Source organism: Streptomyces sp. SAS_281, from assembly GCF_052542855.1.
In genome coordinates, this window is record NZ_JBMNDO010000027.1 from 39,131 (window position 1) to 53,786 (window position 14,656).

13 protein-coding genes are annotated in these 14,656 nt (G+C 73.0%); 8 read left to right on the forward strand and 5 right to left on the reverse strand.

Annotated features, from left to right (window positions below; all coding sequences use genetic code 11):
* The first annotated feature begins 44 nt into the window (after positions 1-44).
* Positions 45-755, forward strand: coding sequence for an NADPH-dependent F420 reductase (gene npdG / locus ACN6LM_RS13000; protein WP_445065496.1), 711 nt, complete (start codon positions 45-47; stop codon positions 753-755).
* A gap of 77 nt (positions 756-832) precedes the next feature.
* Positions 833-1,015 carry a hypothetical protein gene (locus ACN6LM_RS13005; protein WP_445065497.1) on the forward strand — a complete coding sequence of 61 codons (183 nt, stop codon included), beginning with the start codon at positions 833-835 and terminating at the stop codon, positions 1,013-1,015.
* A 15-nt stretch (positions 1,016-1,030) separates the two neighbouring features.
* Here ACN6LM_RS13005 and ACN6LM_RS13010 read toward each other — a convergent pair whose 3' ends face one another.
* Together ACN6LM_RS13010 and ACN6LM_RS13015 are read right to left on the reverse strand one after the other, a co-directional pair.
* A complete protein-coding gene (locus ACN6LM_RS13010; protein WP_445065498.1) occupies positions 1,031-1,612 on the reverse strand; it encodes a GNAT family N-acetyltransferase in 582 nt (193 codons plus the stop codon).
* A gap of 52 nt (positions 1,613-1,664) precedes the next feature.
* Positions 1,665-2,453 carry a site-2 protease family protein gene (locus tag ACN6LM_RS13015; protein ID WP_445065499.1) on the reverse strand — a complete coding sequence of 263 codons (789 nt, stop codon included), beginning with the start codon at positions 2,451-2,453 and terminating at the stop codon, positions 1,665-1,667.
* Between the two features lie 56 nt (positions 2,454-2,509).
* Here ACN6LM_RS13015 and ACN6LM_RS13020 point away from each other — a divergent pair, with 56 nt between their 5' ends.
* Together ACN6LM_RS13020 and ACN6LM_RS13025 are read left to right on the forward strand one after the other, a co-directional pair.
* Positions 2,510-2,899 (forward strand): signal peptidase I, encoded by a 390-nt coding sequence (locus ACN6LM_RS13020; protein WP_445065500.1) that lies wholly within the window; start codon positions 2,510-2,512, stop codon positions 2,897-2,899.
* Between the two features lie 117 nt (positions 2,900-3,016).
* Positions 3,017-6,343, forward strand: a complete 3,327-nt coding sequence (locus ACN6LM_RS13025) for a BTAD domain-containing putative transcriptional regulator (protein ID WP_445065501.1) — start codon at positions 3,017-3,019, stop codon at positions 6,341-6,343.
* A gap of 2 nt (positions 6,344-6,345) precedes the next feature.
* On the opposite strand, the gene ACN6LM_RS13030 is transcribed toward ACN6LM_RS13025, so the two are convergent.
* The 3 genes from ACN6LM_RS13030 to panB form a co-directional block, all read right to left on the reverse strand.
* Positions 6,346-7,203: an ABC transporter permease gene (locus ACN6LM_RS13030; protein ID WP_445065502.1), complete on the reverse strand. Its 858-nt coding sequence runs from the start codon at positions 7,201-7,203 to the stop codon at positions 6,346-6,348.
* Complete coding sequence (locus ACN6LM_RS13035; protein ID WP_445065503.1) at positions 7,200-8,228, reverse strand: ATP-binding cassette domain-containing protein; 1,029 nt, start codon at positions 8,226-8,228, stop codon at positions 7,200-7,202. Before ACN6LM_RS13035 ends, ACN6LM_RS13030 begins: the two co-directional genes overlap by 4 nt.
* Positions 8,229-8,374: 146 nt before the next feature.
* Entirely contained in the window at positions 8,375-9,259 is an 885-nt protein-coding gene (gene panB / locus ACN6LM_RS13040; protein ID WP_365679536.1) for a 3-methyl-2-oxobutanoate hydroxymethyltransferase, read from the reverse strand.
* A gap of 180 nt (positions 9,260-9,439) precedes the next feature.
* Here panB and ACN6LM_RS13045 point away from each other — a divergent pair, with 180 nt between their 5' ends.
* The 4 genes from ACN6LM_RS13045 to ACN6LM_RS13060 all read left to right on the forward strand — a co-directional run bounded on the left by ACN6LM_RS13045 (position 9,440) and on the right by ACN6LM_RS13060 (position 14,512).
* Positions 9,440-11,044, forward strand: a complete 1,605-nt coding sequence (locus ACN6LM_RS13045) for a DHA2 family efflux MFS transporter permease subunit (protein ID WP_445065504.1) — start codon at positions 9,440-9,442, stop codon at positions 11,042-11,044.
* Between the two features lie 114 nt (positions 11,045-11,158).
* Complete coding sequence (locus tag ACN6LM_RS13050; protein WP_445065505.1) at positions 11,159-11,821, forward strand: TetR/AcrR family transcriptional regulator; 663 nt, start codon at positions 11,159-11,161, stop codon at positions 11,819-11,821.
* A gap of 165 nt (positions 11,822-11,986) precedes the next feature.
* Positions 11,987-13,015 carry an endonuclease/exonuclease/phosphatase family protein gene (locus ACN6LM_RS13055; RefSeq protein WP_445065506.1) on the forward strand — a complete coding sequence of 343 codons (1,029 nt, stop codon included), beginning with the start codon at positions 11,987-11,989 and terminating at the stop codon, positions 13,013-13,015.
* Positions 13,016-13,264: 249 nt separating this feature from the next.
* On the forward strand, positions 13,265-14,512 hold the full coding sequence (locus tag ACN6LM_RS13060; RefSeq protein ID WP_445065507.1) for an MFS transporter: 1,248 nt from the start codon (positions 13,265-13,267) through the stop codon (positions 14,510-14,512).
* Positions 14,513-14,656 lie beyond the last annotated feature (144 nt).

Here is a 14,656-nt window from a genome sequence, read left to right on the forward strand (position 1 = left end):
GGGCCCACGGGCTCCGCCCCGTACCTGGCAGTAGTGTCGGGGCCATGACGACGAATGACAGCAGCAGCGCGCCCAAGCCCCCCGCCAAGGACCCCTGGGACCTGCCCGACGTGTCCGGCCTGACCGTCGGCGTGCTCGGCGGCACCGGACCGCAGGGCCGCGGCCTCGCGTACCGCTTCGCCCGCGCCGGCCAGCAGGTGGTCATCGGCTCCCGCGCGGCGGACCGCGCGGAGGCGGCGGCCGAGGAGCTGGGGAACGGCGTGCGGGGCGCCGACAACGCCACGTGCGCGCGGGAGAGCGACGTGGTGATCGTGGCGGTGCCGTGGGACGGGCACGCCAAGACGCTGGAGTCGCTGCGCGAGGAGCTGGCCGGGAAGATCGTCGTCGACTGCGTCAACCCGCTCGGCTTCGACAAGAAGGGCGCCTACGCGCTGAAGCCGGAGGAGGGCAGCGCCGCCGAACAGGCCGCCGCCCTGCTGCCGGACTCCCGCGTCACGGCCGCCTTCCACCACCTCTCGGCGGTGCTGCTCCAGGACGAGACGATCGACGAGATCGACACCGACGTCCTGGTGCTGGGCGAGGCCCGCGCCGACACGGACATCGTCCAGGCCCTGGCCGGCCGCATCGCCGGCATGCGCGGCATCTTCGCGGGCCGCCTGCGCAACGCCCACCAGGTCGAGTCACTGGTCGCCAACCTGATCTCGGTCAACCGCCGCTACAAGGCGCACGCAGGACTCCGTACGACGGACGTGTGACCCGGGCCCGCGCCGGACGTCCCGGGGCATGGGGGAGACTGGACGGGACCACGTACCACCCCCGACAGGAGCCACCCATGCCCCGCCTCGCCCTCTACGCCCTCGTCGTCTGCGTCCTGGCCCTCGCCGCGGCCGTGACGTCCTTCGTCCAGGGCAGCGTGCTCATCGGCGTCGTCTGGGTCCTGCTGGTCGGCCTCTCCTCGAACATGGCCTGGTACTACCTGCGCCGCCGGCGGGCGGGGGCCGCGTCCGCGGAGTAGCCCGACGCGCCGGTCTCACCGGTCCCGGACCCGCGCGTGCAGGTGCATGTCATGGCGTCCGTCGTCGTGCACGGCCGCACTGCGCCTGACACCCTCCAGGGCGTAGCCGCACTTCGCCGCGACCGCGCACGAGGCGGCGTTCCCCGTCGAGTGGTCCAGTTCGAGGCGCCAGAAGCCCTCGCCCAGAGCCCACGAACTGAGCGCTGCGAGGGCCCCGGAGGCCACGCCCCTGCCGCGTGCGGCGGGAAGCACCCAGTAGGCGGCTTCGGCGGTCCCGTCGTCGAAGTCCATGCCGCGCAGGGCGATCCGCCCGCACACCTCGCCGTCGTGGCCGGTCACCGCCCAGTGACCACCCTGCTCCCGCTGCCAGTCCTGCCGGTACGCGTCGAACCACTCCCGGACCTGATCCTCCGTCGAGGGCCGGCGGGTGTGCCAGCGGCGGATCTCCGCGTCCCCGTAGGCGGCGAGGAACACCGGGGCGTCGGCACGCTCCCAAGGCCGCAGCGACAGCCCGCCGGCGGTGCGCAGCACCGGTTGGGGCGAGCCGGAGAGCGAGCCGGGGGCGAGGGCGGGCGGTGTCGACAGGTCACGGGTCACGGCCCATGGTCACCCGCCGCCGGTGACCCGCGTCAAGGGCGGCCGGACGGCCTCACCCGCCCATCTCGCACACCGGACTCGCCCCCTGCCAGAACCGGTACGCGTCCAGGCCGCAGTCGGTCCAGAACCCGTGCACGCCCAGACCCCGCAGCAGCGCGTCGACCGCGTCGAAGAAAGCCCGGTTCAGTTCGGGCACCCACAGCAGGGCGAAGACCGCGATCAGCCCGAACGGCGCGATCGGCTCGACCGCGCGCCGCGCCGAGTGCGACAGCCACGGCTCGATCACCCCGTAGCCGTCGAGCCCCGGCAGGGGCACGAAGTTCAGGATGGCGGCCGTCACCTGGAGCATCGCCAGGAACGCCAGCGCGTTGCGGAAGGCGGGAGGCACCCCGTCCAGGGCGTCCAGCCAGAACGGCGCGGTGCACACGACCGCGAACAGCACGTTGGTCAGCGGCCCGGCAGCCGAGATCAGGCTGTGCCGCCACCGGCCGCGGATTCGCCCCCGCTCGATGAACACCGCACCACCGGGCAGCCCGATCCCGCCCATGATCACGAACAGCACGGGCAGCACGATGCTCAGCAGCGCGTGCGTGTACTTCAGCGGGTTCAGCGTCAGATAGCCCTTGGCCCCCACCGAGATGTCCCCGCTGTGCAGGGCGGTCCTGGCGTGCGCGTACTCGTGCAGACACAGCGACACGACCCACGCCCCGGTCACGAACAGGAACGTCGCGAACCCCGGCTGCGCCGCGAAGTCCGTCCACACCCCCCACCCGGCCACGGCCGTCACGGCGGCGATCCCGAGGAAGACCGGACTGATCCGCTGCTGCGCTGCGCTCGCCATGGGCCAGAGCGTAGCCGTCCCCCTCGGGCGGAACGCCCCTGCTAGCGTCCCCCCACGTGAACGACAACGTATACGTGGGCAACGCCGGCAAGGACGCGGCGCTCGACCGGGGATGGATCCTCGGGCACTTCAAGGACGCGGGCGATCCCCGGCACAGCGAGGACGTCGAGATCAAGTGGGGCGTCCATCCCGTGGGCGACGAGCGGGCGCAGTGGGTGCGCGGCGAAAGCCGGACCGCGTTGCTCGTGCTCATCAGCGGGCGGTTCCGGGTGGAGCTGCCCGGGCGCAGCGTGCTCCTGGAGGAGCAGGGCGACTACGTGGTGTGGGGCGTCGGTGTCGACCACTCCTGGATCGCCGAGGAGGAGTCCGTGGTGCTCACCGTCCGCTGGCCGTCCGTACCGGGTTACGCGGTCGGGCCGAAGGCGCCCACGACGCCGGAGGGCTGACGGCGACACGGCGGAAACGGTTCGCTTCCCGGCCCGGGACCGGAAAGGCTGGGGGCCATGACGAGCGGGGGCGGGACGGCTGTGCGGGCACCGGGGCGGGTCGCGGAGAATGGGCGCGTGCGCTACGGCATCCTCGGTACCACCCAGGCACTCCGCGACGACGGCACGGCCCTCTCCGTCGGCGGGGCGCGGCTGCGCGCGCTGCTCACCGTGCTGGCGCTGCGGCCCGGCCGGACGGTCCCGGTCGCCGTGCTCGTGGACGAGGTGTGGGACGGCGAGCCGCCCGCCGACGCGGCCGGCGCGCTCCAGGCCCTGGTGGGGCGGCTGCGGCGGGCCATCGGGCACGACGCCGTCGCCTCGGCGGAGAGCGGGTACCGGCTGGCCGCCGAGCCGGAGGCCGTCGACCTGTTCCGCTTCGAACGGCTCGCCGGCGAAGGCGCCCGGGCCCTCGCGGCGGGCGACCCGGCCCGCGCGACGGCCCTCCTGGGCGACGCCCTCGCCCTCTGGCGGGGCCCCGCGCTCGCCGACCTCCCCGACCGGCACGCCGCCGCCGCGCGCTGGACGGCCCGCCGGCTCGACGCCCGCCGGGACCGGCTCGCCGCGGAGCTGAAGCTCGGCCGGGCCACCGAGGTGCTGCCCGAGCTGACCGCGCTCTGCGGCGAGCACCCCCTGGACGAACCCCTCCAGGCGCTCCGCCTGCGCGCTCTGCGCGACGCCGGGCGCACCGCGCAGGCCCTGGCCGCGTACGACGAGGTCCGCAACGTCATCGCGGACCGCCTCGGCACCGACCCGGGCCCCGAACTGACCACCCTGCACGCGGAGCTGCTGCGGCAGGAGCCCGCGCCGCCCGCGCGGATACCGGCCGCCGCCCCCCTGGGCAACCTCCGCGCCCGGCTCACCAGCTTCGTCGGCCGGGAACACGAGATGGAGGCCCTGCGCGGCGACCTCTCGCAGGGAAGGCTGGTCACCCTGCTCGGGCCCGGCGGGGCCGGCAAGACCCGGCTCTCGCAGGAGGTCGCGGACACCGTCGACGCCGCCACCTGGCCCGACGGCGTCTGGCTCGCCGAGCTGGCCCCCGTGGACGACCCCGAGGCGGTGCCGGAGGCGGTGCTCGCCGCGCTCGGGGCACGCGAGACCGTGCTGAGCGGGGCCGGCTCCGGGGAGCTCCGGGCCGCCGAGCGGGCCTCCGGCGACGAGCGCGCGGCCGGTGAGTCGCTGGCCCGGCTCACGGAGTACTGCTCCCGCCGCCGCATGCTGCTCCTCCTCGACAACTGCGAGCACGTCATCGAGGCCGCCGCCGCCCTCGCCGACCACCTGCTGGCCCGCTGCCCCCGGCTCACCGTCCTCGCGACCAGCCGGGAACCCCTCGGCGTGCCGGGCGAGGCGGTGCGGCCGGTCGACCCGCTGCCGAACCCGACCGCGCTGCGCCTGCTCGCCGAGCGCGGCGCCGCGGCCCTCCCCGGCTTCCGGGTGGACGCGGACGAGGCGACGGCGGCGGCCACCGCCGAGATCTGCCGCCGCCTGGACGGCCTGCCGCTCGCCATCGAGCTCGCGGCGGCCCGGCTGCGGATGCTCACGCCGCAGCAGATCGCGGACCGGCTGGACGACCGCTTCCGCCTGCTTACCAGCGGCAGCCGGACGGTGCTGCCCCGCCAGCAGACCCTGCGGGCCGTGGTCGACTGGTCCTGGGAGCTGCTGGACGACGACGAGCGCATCGTCCTCGGCCGCCTCTCCGTCTTCGCCGGCGGCTGCACCCTGGAGGCCGCCGAGTCCGTCTGCGCCGGCACACCCGGCCGGTCCGGCGACGTCGCCCGCCTCCTCGGCTCCCTGGTCGACAAGTCGCTCGTGGTCGCCGCCCCGGCGGACGACGGCCGGATGCGCTACCGGCTCCTGGAGACCGTCGGCGAATACGCGGCGGAGCGCCTCGACGAGTCGGGGGAGCGGGACGCCGTCCAACACCGCCACCTGGTGTTCTTCCGCGAGCTGGCCCGTACGACCGACCCGTTGCTGCGCGGCTCCGGACAGCTCGCCGCGATCCGGCTCCTGCAACGCGAGTACGAGAACCTGCGCATCGCGCTGCGCCACGCCGTCGCCGCCCGCGACGAGCAGGAGGCGCTGTGCATGGTGCTGTCCCTGTCCTGGTACTGGCAGATCCGCAACCTGCGCGGCGACGCCCTGCACTGGGCCGACGCGGCGGCGTCCCTCGGCCCCGACCCGTTCGCGGAGCCCGTACGGCCCGCGCCCTCCATCCACGAGCGCTGCACCGACGCGCCCCCGCCCATGCGGCAGGAGCTGCTGGAGGAGGCGCGGCGGCAGGTGACCCTGGTCCAGCTGGTCAGCATGGACCACGCGATGGACGAGTGGACGAAGGAGGCCAGCCTGGCCCGGCTGCGCGCCGTCGTCGCCACGTACCGGGCCGGCCAGCCGCAGACCTGCCGCAGTCCCGCCTCGCTCTGGTTCTACGCCGTGATGCTCACCGGCGGCGTCTCCGACCTGCGCCACCTGCTGGACGAGACGGTGCGCGGCGCGCGGGAGTTCGGTTACGAGTGGGAGCTGGCCGCCGCCCTCCAGATGCGGGCCAACGTGCTGGCCAACCGCCCCGACTGGGCCGGGGAGGCCCACCGGGACGCCGACGAGAGCCTGGCGATCTTCACCCGGCTCGGTGACGAATGGGGCATGGCGGAGGCGCTCTCCTCGCGCGGCGAGGCCAACGAGAAGCGGGGCTCCTACGCGCGGGCGGCCGAGGACTTCCAGGCCGCCATCCGCTCGGCCGGGAAGCTGGGCGCCCTGGCCCAGGTCTCGGTGCTCCGCATCCGCCACGCCTCCGTGCTCACCGAGCTCGACCGGGGCGCCGAGGGCGAGGCGGTCATGCGCGAGGTGCTGGCCGACGAGCGGCAGACCGGCCATGAGGCCAGGCCGGCGGCCCGGCTGTTCCTCGCGATGTGGCTGGGCCGGTGCGGCCGCACCGCCGAGGCGCGCGAGCAGCTCACCCATCTCCAGGAGGAGTTCGCGTCCGAGACCATGGCGGTGTTCGAGGGCTTCGTCCTCGGCGGCCTGGCCTGGCTGGACAACCAGGACGGTGAGTACGCCCGCGCGCTGGAGAAGAGCCGGCAGTCCCTGAAGGGCGTACGGGACCCGCTGACGCAGATGGTCGCGCCGCAGATGGCGGTGATCAACCTGGTCATCCTGGCCTGGGCGCTCGGCGGACTCGGCGGCGAGGAACGGGCCGGGATCGCGGCGCGGCTGCTGGGCGCCGGCCGGACGCACCTGCCCGACGGCCACTTCATGAACGCGATGGAGCGCGAGAACCTCGCCCGCGCCGAGGAACTGGTCCGGGACCGGCTCGGGGACGCCGCCTACGAGGCCGCGTACGCCGAGGGCGGCGGCCTCTCCCTGGAGGAGGCCGCCGCCCTCGTGGACGCGTATCCCGGGCAGGACGCGTAGCGTCAGGACTTCTTGCGGAACCTGGAGACCGCGAGCGGCGCCACGGCCGCCGTGATGACCACGGCCCAGCCGAGCGTCAGCCAGACCGAGTGGCCGAGCGGGGTGCCCATCATGAGGCCGCGGGCCGCGTCGGCCAGGTTCGACAGCGGGTTGTAGTCGGTGAACGACTGGAGCCAGCCCGGCATCGTGGTGGGCGGGGCGAAGATCGAGGAGCCGAACTGGAGCGGCATCATGACCAGCATCCCCATGCCCTGAACCGCCTGGGCGGTCTTCATCGCCAGGCCGAGCAGGATGAAGATCCACATGATCGCGGCGCCGAACGCGGCCGACAGGCCGATCGCCCCGATCAGGCCGAGCACGGAGCCGTGGAGGTCCATGCCGAGGGCGAAGCCCATGCCCAGCAGGATGAGGGTGGCGACCATCATCCGGCCGAGCTCGACCACGATCTTGGCGATGAGCACCGAGGAGCGCGCGATCGGCATCGTTCGGAAGCGGTCCATGACCCCCTTGCGGAAGTCGTCGTTCACACCACTTCCGACGGCCATGGCGATGTTCATGCCCATCATCGCCATCAGACCGGGGATCAGGTAGTCGAGGTACTCCTGCCGGCCGCCGCCCATGCTGCCGCCGACCGAGCCGCCGAAGACGTACACGAACAGCAGCACGAAGATGACGGGCATCAGCAGCGCGTCGAACATCGACTCCGGATCCTTCTTGATCTGGAGCAGGTTGCGCCGGACCAGGGCCCCGATGTGGCGCAGGTTGTTCCGCAGTCCGATGGAGCCCTCGTCGTGGAGCTTCGTGGCCGGCGCGGAGACGGGCGTGTGGGTGGGGGTGGGCTTCAGAGTCGTCGTGCTCATGCCGCGACCTCCTCGGGAATTGTGTCGGTGACGGTGGCCTTGTCGCCGGTGATGGCGAGGAACACCTCGTCCAGGCTGGGCAGCGCGGTGGCGACGTGCGCCAGCGAGAAGCCCCGGGCGCCGAGCAGGCCGATGACGGCGGTCAGCTGCTCGTCGCTGAGGATCGGTACGTAGAGCAGGCCCTCGTCCGGGACCGCCTGCGCGCCGGCGACACCGTCGAGACCGGTCTCCCGCAGCGCCTGCGCCATCGGGGCCAGCTCGGCCGGGTCCGAGGGGCGGATCTGCAGGGTGCGGCCGCCGACCTTGGCCTTGAGCTCGTTCACACCGCCGCGGGCGATGATGCGGCCCTTGTCGATGACGGTCAGCTCGTTGGCCAGCTGTTCGGCCTCTTCCATGTACTGGGTGGTGAGGAGCACGGTCGCCCCCTCCGCGACCATGCGCTGCACCTCGTCCCAGACCTCGTTGCGGGTCCGGGGGTCGAGCCCGGTCGTCGGCTCGTCCAGGTAGAGGACGGCCGGGCTGCCGATCATGGAGGCGGCCAGGTCGAGCCGGCGGCGCATCCCGCCGGAGTACTCCATCGCGGCCTTCTTCGCCGCGTCCGTGAGCGAGAAGCGCTCCAGCAGCTCGTCGGCCCGGGCCCGCGCCTTCTTGCGGGGCAGGTCGAGCAGCCGCCCGATCATGTAGAGGTTCTCCCAGCCGGAGAGCTTCTCGTCGACCGAGGCGTACTGGCCGGTGAGGCCGATGGTGCGGCGCAGCGCGCGGGGCTGCTTCACCACGTCGAAGCCGGCGACGACCGCGGTCCCGGCGTCGGGCGTGATCAGCGTGGAGAGGCAGCGTACGAGGGTGGTCTTGCCGGCGCCGTTGGGGCCGAGCACGCCGAGGACGGTGCCCTCGCGCACATCGAGGTCCACGCCGTCCAGGGCCTTGGTCTCGCCGTAGTGCTTGACCAGTCCCCGCACCTCTACGGCGTTCCCGCCGTTCCCGCCGTTCCTGGGGGTCTTGTCGATTCGCGTCATGCCGACCATCAGACCAGTCGCCACCGACAGGCCGCCGACAGCCGGCCGACAGCCCGCTCGTCCCCACCGACAACGGCCGACAGCCCGCCGATGGGGGAAGTCGGCGGGCTGTCGTCGTTACCGGTGGTGGTCGTCGGGCGCGTACCCCCGCGAACTCAGTGGAAGGTGTGCTCCGGGGCCGGGAACGTGCCGCCGACGACCTCCTCCGCGTACGCCTTCGCGGCGTCGCCGAGGATCTGCCGCAGGTCGGCGTACTGCTTGGTGAAGCGCGGCACCTTGCCGCCGGTCAGCCCGACCATGTCGGTGTAGACCAGCACCTGGGCGTCGGTCTCCGGCCCCGCGCCGATCCCGATGGTGGGGATGTGCAGGGTGCGGGTGACCTCGGCGGCCAGCTCGGCCGGTACGAGCTCCAGGACGACGGCGAACGCGCCGGCGTCCTGCACGGCCTTGGCGTCGCGCAGCATCTGCTGGGCGGCCTCCTCGCCCCGGCCCTGGACCCGGTAGCCCATCGCGTTGACGGACTGCGGGGTCAGGCCGATGTGGGCCATGACCGGGATCCCGGCGTCGACCAGCAGCTTGATCTGCTCGTGGCTGCGCTCGCCGCCCTCCAGCTTGACCGCCCCGACACCGGACTCCTTGATGAGCCGGGTGGCGTTGCGCAGGGCCTGGACCGGGCTCTCCTGGTACGCCCCGAAGGGGAGGTCCGCGACGATCAGGGCGCGCTTGGTGCCCCGGACGACGGCGGCGGACAGGATGGCGATCTCGTCCATGGTGACGGGCACGGTGGTCTCGTAGCCGAGATGACAGTTGCCCATGGAGTCGCCGACGAGCATGACGGGGATGCCGGCCTCGTCGAAGACGGACGCGGTCATCGCGTCGTAGGCGGTGAGCATGGGCCACTTCTCGCCGCGCGCGGTGGCGGCGGCGATGTCGTGGACGGTGACCCGGCGGTTGCTCTTGCCCCCGTACAGCGCCTTGCTGCTGTCGGAGGGGGCACCCGCGGGGGTGGCGGACTGGTTCTGCGCAGCCTGAAGCGACATGGCAGGTGGCTCCTTCGTCATCTCGAGGCGCCCTGACGGCGTCCCCGGACCGCTTCCATGGTGGCATCCCGGAGCCGGTCGCGGGAAGTGGGCCGCGCGGCCTTGCCCTCGGACTGGCCCTCGGTAAAGAATTTACAATACGAGACGGTCTCGTATCGCAATGCGCCTAGACTGCTCCTCATGTCCACAGGCTCCGGCGCTCCTGCCGTGCCCCACATACCGGAGGCGGTCCACCGCCGCCGCTGGGCGATTCTCGTGGTCCTGATGTTCAGCCTGCTCATCGTGGTGCTGGACAACTCGATCCTGAACGTCGCCGTCAAGACGATCGCCTCCCCTTCGCCCACGGGCATCGGCGCCACCCAGAGCGAGCTGGAGTGGGCGATCAACTCCTACACGCTCGTCTTCGCCGGCCTGCTCTTCACCGCCGGTCTGCTGGGCGACCGCCTCGGCCGCAAGAAGATCCTGCTCTTCGGCATCACCCTCTTCGGCATCGGCTCCGCCCTCGCCGCCCTGTCCGACTCGCCCGGCCAGCTCATCACCTGGCGCGCCCTGATGGGCTTCGGCGCCGCCTTCGTCATGCCGGCCACACTCGCCGTCCTGATGAACGTCTTCGAGCGCGACGAGCAGCCCAAGGCGATCGGCATCTGGGCCGGCAGCGTCGGCCTCGGCATCGCGATCGGCCCGATCACCGGCGGCCTGCTCCTCGAACACTTCTGGTGGGGCTCGATCTTCCTGGTCAACGTCCCCGTGGTGATCATCGCCCTGGTCGCTATGGTCCTGCTGGTGCCGGACTCGAAGGACCCGCGGCCCGGCAAGCTCGACCCGCTCGGCGTGGTGCTGTCCATCATCGGCCTGGTGCTGCTCGTGTACGGCATCATCCGGGGCGGCGAGCTCGCCGACTTCACCGACGTCACCGTCCTCCTCCCGGTCCTCGGCGGCCTCGCCGTCCTCGTGGTCTTCGTCCTCCACGAGAAGCGCAGCGCCAGCCCGGCCATCGACGTCTCGTACTTCAAGAAGCCCGCGTTCTCCGCCGCCGTCGCCGCGATCGCGCTGATCTTCTTCGCGCTGATGGGCGTCACCTTCTTCTCCGCCTTCTACATGCAGAGCGTCCGCGGCTGGAGCGCCCTCCAGTCCGGGCTGCTGATCCTGCCGCTGGCCGTGGCCCAGATGCTCTTCGCGCCCCGCGCCCGGCTCGTCGTCGCCCGCTTCGGCGCCCGCGCCGTCTGCACGGCGGGCATGCTGGCCGTCGCCCTCGGCCTGGCCGCCTTCGCCCTCTTCGACGCCGACACGCCCGTCTGGGTGATGTGCGTCGTCTTCTTCGTCCAGGGCACCGGCATGGCCCACGTCATGCCGCCGGTCACCGTCGCCGTGATGCAGGCGCTGCCGCGCGAGAAGGCGGGCTCCGGCTCGGCCGTCAACAACACGTTCCGCCAGGTCGGCGGCGCGCTCGGGATCGCCGTGCTCGGCTCGGTGCTGTCCACCGTCTACCGGGGCGACATCGAGAACCACCTCGGCGCGCTGCCCTCAGGGGCCCGGGACGCGGCGGGGGAGTCCATCGAGGCCACCCTCGCCATCGCGGAGAAGCTGGGCCCCGAGGGCGCCCCGCTGGTCACCGCCGCGCACGACGCCTTCATGGGCGCCATGCACGTCACGGCCCTCGGCTCGGCCGCGGTCGCCCTCATCGGCACGCTCGTCGTCGCCCTGTGGCTGCCGGGCCGCGAGCCCGCCGCGCCCCGGTCCGCACGCGAGGAGGAGCGCCCCGCTCCGGCGGGCGCCGAACGATGACGTCCGGCTGAACCTTCCGGGTGAACCGGGCCGTGTCGCGCGGACCGGTTCACCCGCAGGGGCCGGCCCTCTTCCGCGTCGGCGAGAATCGGGGGCGGCGAAAGGTGGTTTCACGTGCAGGATCAGGCACCGGACGAGCGGCCCGGCGAGGTTTCCGGCCCCCCGGAACCCGGCGACGACCCCGAGCCGCGCCGGGGACGGCCGCGCAGCGCCGCCGCCGAGGCGGCCATCCTGGACGCCGTCGTGGAGCTGCTGGAGGCCGGTGAACCCCTCGCCGCGCTCTCCATCGAGCGCATCGCCCGCACCGCCGGGGTCGGCAAGGCCACCATCTACCGGCGCTGGGCGGGCAAGGAGGAGCTCTTCGTCGACGTGCTCCGCGCCATCGAGCCCCCGGAACCCGAGGTCTCCGGCACCGGCGGCCTGGACGACCTGCGCCTCCTGCTCGAATCCATGCGCAAACGCGGCCTCGCCCAGCGCTCCTCCGTGCTGCTGCACAACGTGTTCGCGCAGATGAAGAGCCATCCCAAGCTGTGGCACGAGTACCAGTGCAACGTGATCGCCCCCCGCCGCCTCGCCATGGTCGCCGCCGTCCGGCGCGCCGTCGAGGCGGGCGAGCTGAGGGACGACACGGACGTGGAACTGATGGACGACCTGTTCCTCGGCCCGATGCTCGTGCGCACCATCCACCGGCCCGACGCGCCGCTGCCCGAGGACCTCGCCGACCGCATCATCGCCCTGGCGATGGAGGGTCTGGCGCCCCGGCGCGGACAGATGTGATCGTTTCGTCACAGACGCCGTGATTCACCTCTCCTCCGGAACTGCCGGAGCCGCCTCCCACGTCCTCGTGGCAGTACGACCGCCACGGGCGGCATGAAAGGCATCGCGCATCCCCTAGGGTCGGGGGCGCGGCGATGTGTACGGCAAGGCAGTGAGGACAGCGCGATGGTGCAGGCGTACAGGGCGGACACCGGGAACGGCGTGGGACCGCAGCGCACCGGCTCCCGCTTCCGGGACCTGCGCGACAGACTCGCCCGGACCTTCCGGGACCCCGGAGTCTGGCGGCGCGGGATCGTCCTGGCCTGCTGGTCGCTCCTGCTGACCCTCGTGATGGCCTTCCACGCCCAGATCCCGAACACCATCGGCAACCTGGGCAGCCTCACCGAGACGTTCCTGCCGTGGTTCGGCGTGCTGATCCCGCTGCTGCTGGTCCTGGGCCTGGTGCGCCGCTCGGCGACCGCCCTGGTGGCGCTCGTGCTGCCGGTCGCGGTCTGGCTCAACATGTTCGGCGGCCTGTTCTTCGACAAGTCGGGCGCCGGCGGCGACCTCACGGTCGCCACGCACAACGTCAACGCCGACAACCCCGACCCGGCCGCCACCGCCGACCAGGTCGCGGGCTCCGGCGCGGACGTCGTCGCCCTCCAGGAGCTGCCCGCCGGCAAGGTGGCGGCGTACGAGAAGGCGCTCGCCGGCCGCTTCCGGTACCACTCCGTGCAGGGCACCGTCGGGCTCTGGAGCAAGTACCCGCTCAGCGACACCCGGCCGGTGGACCTGAAGATGGGCTGGGTCCGCGCGATGCGGACCACCGTCGCGACCCCCGAGGGCCCCCTCGCGGTCTACGTGGCGCACCTGCCGTCCGTGCGGGTCAAGCTCCACGCCGGCTTCACCGCCAACCAGCGCGACCAGAGCGCCGACGCCCTCGGCAAGGCCATCTCCCACGAACCGCTCGCCCGCGTGACCCTGCTCGGCGACCTCAACGGCACGATGAACGACCGCGCCCTCAAGGCGGTCACCTCGCAGCTGCGCTCCACCCAGGGCGCGGCGGGCGACGGCTTCGGGTTCAGCTGGCCCGCGAAGTTCCCGATGGCCCGGATCGACCAGATCATGGTCAAGGGCGTCGAGCCGATGTCCTCCTGGACGCTCCCGGCCACCGGCAGCGACCACCTCCCGATCGCCGCCCGCGTCAAACTCTGACGCAACGGACCGTTCGTCCGACGCAACGGGCCGTTTACCGGATGGCACCATTCCTCTGAGAGACTTTGTTCCGTACGGGAACAAGGTCGCCGGCGACGAGGCCGGTCCGCCGCCGTGCGCCCCGCCGACCGGCGGACCGCGCGGGCGTGCGTACGACCACGTCCCCTCCCGCCCCTTCCGCACGTCCGCAGGCCCCGACCGGGTCTCGCCGGGCTGCGGCGGGGGCCTGAAGCGGAAAGGTCTCTCCTCATGCCCCTGGCCCTGCTCGCGCTGGCCGTGAGCGCCTTCGGCATCGGCACCACCGAGTTCGTGATGATGGGCCTGCTGCCCGACGTCGCGGACGACCTGGGCACCTCCGTCCCCACCGCCGGCTACCTCGTGTCCGCGTACGCGATCGGCGTGGTGATCGGCGCCCCGCTGCTCACCGCCCTCGGCTCCCGCGTCCCGCGCAAGCGGATGCTCCTGCTCCTGATGGCCCTCTTCACCGTCGGCAACCTCGCTTCCGCGCTCGCCCCCGACTTCGGCTGGCTGGTCGCGGGCCGGCTGCTGGCCGGTCTGCCGCACGGCGCGTTCTTCGGCGTCGGGGCCGTCGTCGCCTCCCGGCTGGTGCCCGAGGGGCGCCGGGCGCGGGCCGTCGCCACGATGTTCCTCGGCCTGACCGTCGCCAACATCGTCGGCGTACCCGCCGCGACCCTGCTCGGCCAGCACCTCGGCTGGCGGGCCACCTTCCTGGTCGTCGCCGCCATCGGCGTCTGCGCGATGGCGGCCCTCGCCCGGCTCGTCCCGCAGATCCCCGTCGAGGCCCGGCAGGACGTACGCCGCGAGCTGCGGGCGCTCGGCAGCCGGCAGGTCCTGCTCGGACTCCTCACCGCGGTCTTCGGCTTCGCCGGCGTGTTCGCGGTCTACTCGTACCTCTCGGCGATGACCACGAAGGCCATGGGCTTCGGAGAGTCCGCGGTGACGCCGGTGCTCGCGCTCTTCGGCATCGGCATGACCCTGGGTGCGCTGGCCGCCGGTCCGCTCACGGACCGGGCGCTGCGCCCGACGCTGTACGGGTCACTGGGCGCCCTCGCCGTCGTCCTGGCGGTCTTCCCGCTGGCCGCCCAGGTCAAGTGGGCGGCGCTGCTGATGGTGGTGCTGCTGGGCGCGGTGGGCTTCATGACGACCACGCCGCTCCAGATGCTGGTGATGAACAAGGCCAAGGACGCCCCCACCCTGGCATCGGCCTCCAACCACTCCGCCTTCAACCTGGCCAACGCGGGCGGCGCGTGGCTGGGCGGCGCGGCGATCGCCGCGGGCTGGGGCTGGACGTCCCCGGCCCTGGTGGGCGCGGTACTGGCCCTGGCGGGCCTGGCCATCGCCGTCACAGCGGGCACCCTGGACCGGGACGGCGGCACGTCGAAGGTGGTGGCGCGACGCGTTCGAGCCCGGGCCGCGCAGAATCCAGCCCGTCCGGCGCTTGAGGACAAGGCGTCGGCCGGGACGGGCCGCGACTGATCAGCGGCGACCGGCCAGGACAAGCCCGTCCGGCGCTTGCGGACGGACCTCCGCCCCGAGCGGGCCGCAGCTGACCAGCGACGTCGGCCGAAAACAAGCTGTCCGGAGGACGGACCTCGGCCCCGAGCGGTCCGCACCCGACCA

Bases quoted from the DNA above. Each gene is read 5' to 3' on its own strand.
- npdG (WP_445065496.1), top strand. From the start codon at position 45: ATGACGACGAATGACAGCAGCAGCGCGCCCAAGCCCCCCGCCAAGGAC.
- ACN6LM_RS13005 (WP_445065497.1), top strand. From the start codon at position 833: ATGCCCCGCCTCGCCCTCTACGCCCTCGTCGTCTGCGTCCTGGCCCTC.
- ACN6LM_RS13015 (WP_445065499.1), bottom strand. From the start codon at position 2,453: ATGGCGAGCGCAGCGCAGCAGCGGATCAGTCCGGTCTTCCTCGGGATC.
- ACN6LM_RS13030 (WP_445065502.1), bottom strand. From the start codon at position 7,203: ATGAGCACGACGACTCTGAAGCCCACCCCCACCCACACGCCCGTCTCC.
- ACN6LM_RS13035 (WP_445065503.1), bottom strand. From the start codon at position 8,228: ATGGTCGGCATGACGCGAATCGACAAGACCCCCAGGAACGGCGGGAAC.
- panB (WP_365679536.1), bottom strand. From the start codon at position 9,259: ATGTCGCTTCAGGCTGCGCAGAACCAGTCCGCCACCCCCGCGGGTGCC.
- ACN6LM_RS13045 (WP_445065504.1), top strand. From the start codon at position 9,440: ATGTCCACAGGCTCCGGCGCTCCTGCCGTGCCCCACATACCGGAGGCG.
- ACN6LM_RS13055 (WP_445065506.1), top strand. From the start codon at position 11,987: ATGGTGCAGGCGTACAGGGCGGACACCGGGAACGGCGTGGGACCGCAG.
- ACN6LM_RS13060 (WP_445065507.1), top strand. From the start codon at position 13,265: ATGCCCCTGGCCCTGCTCGCGCTGGCCGTGAGCGCCTTCGGCATCGGC.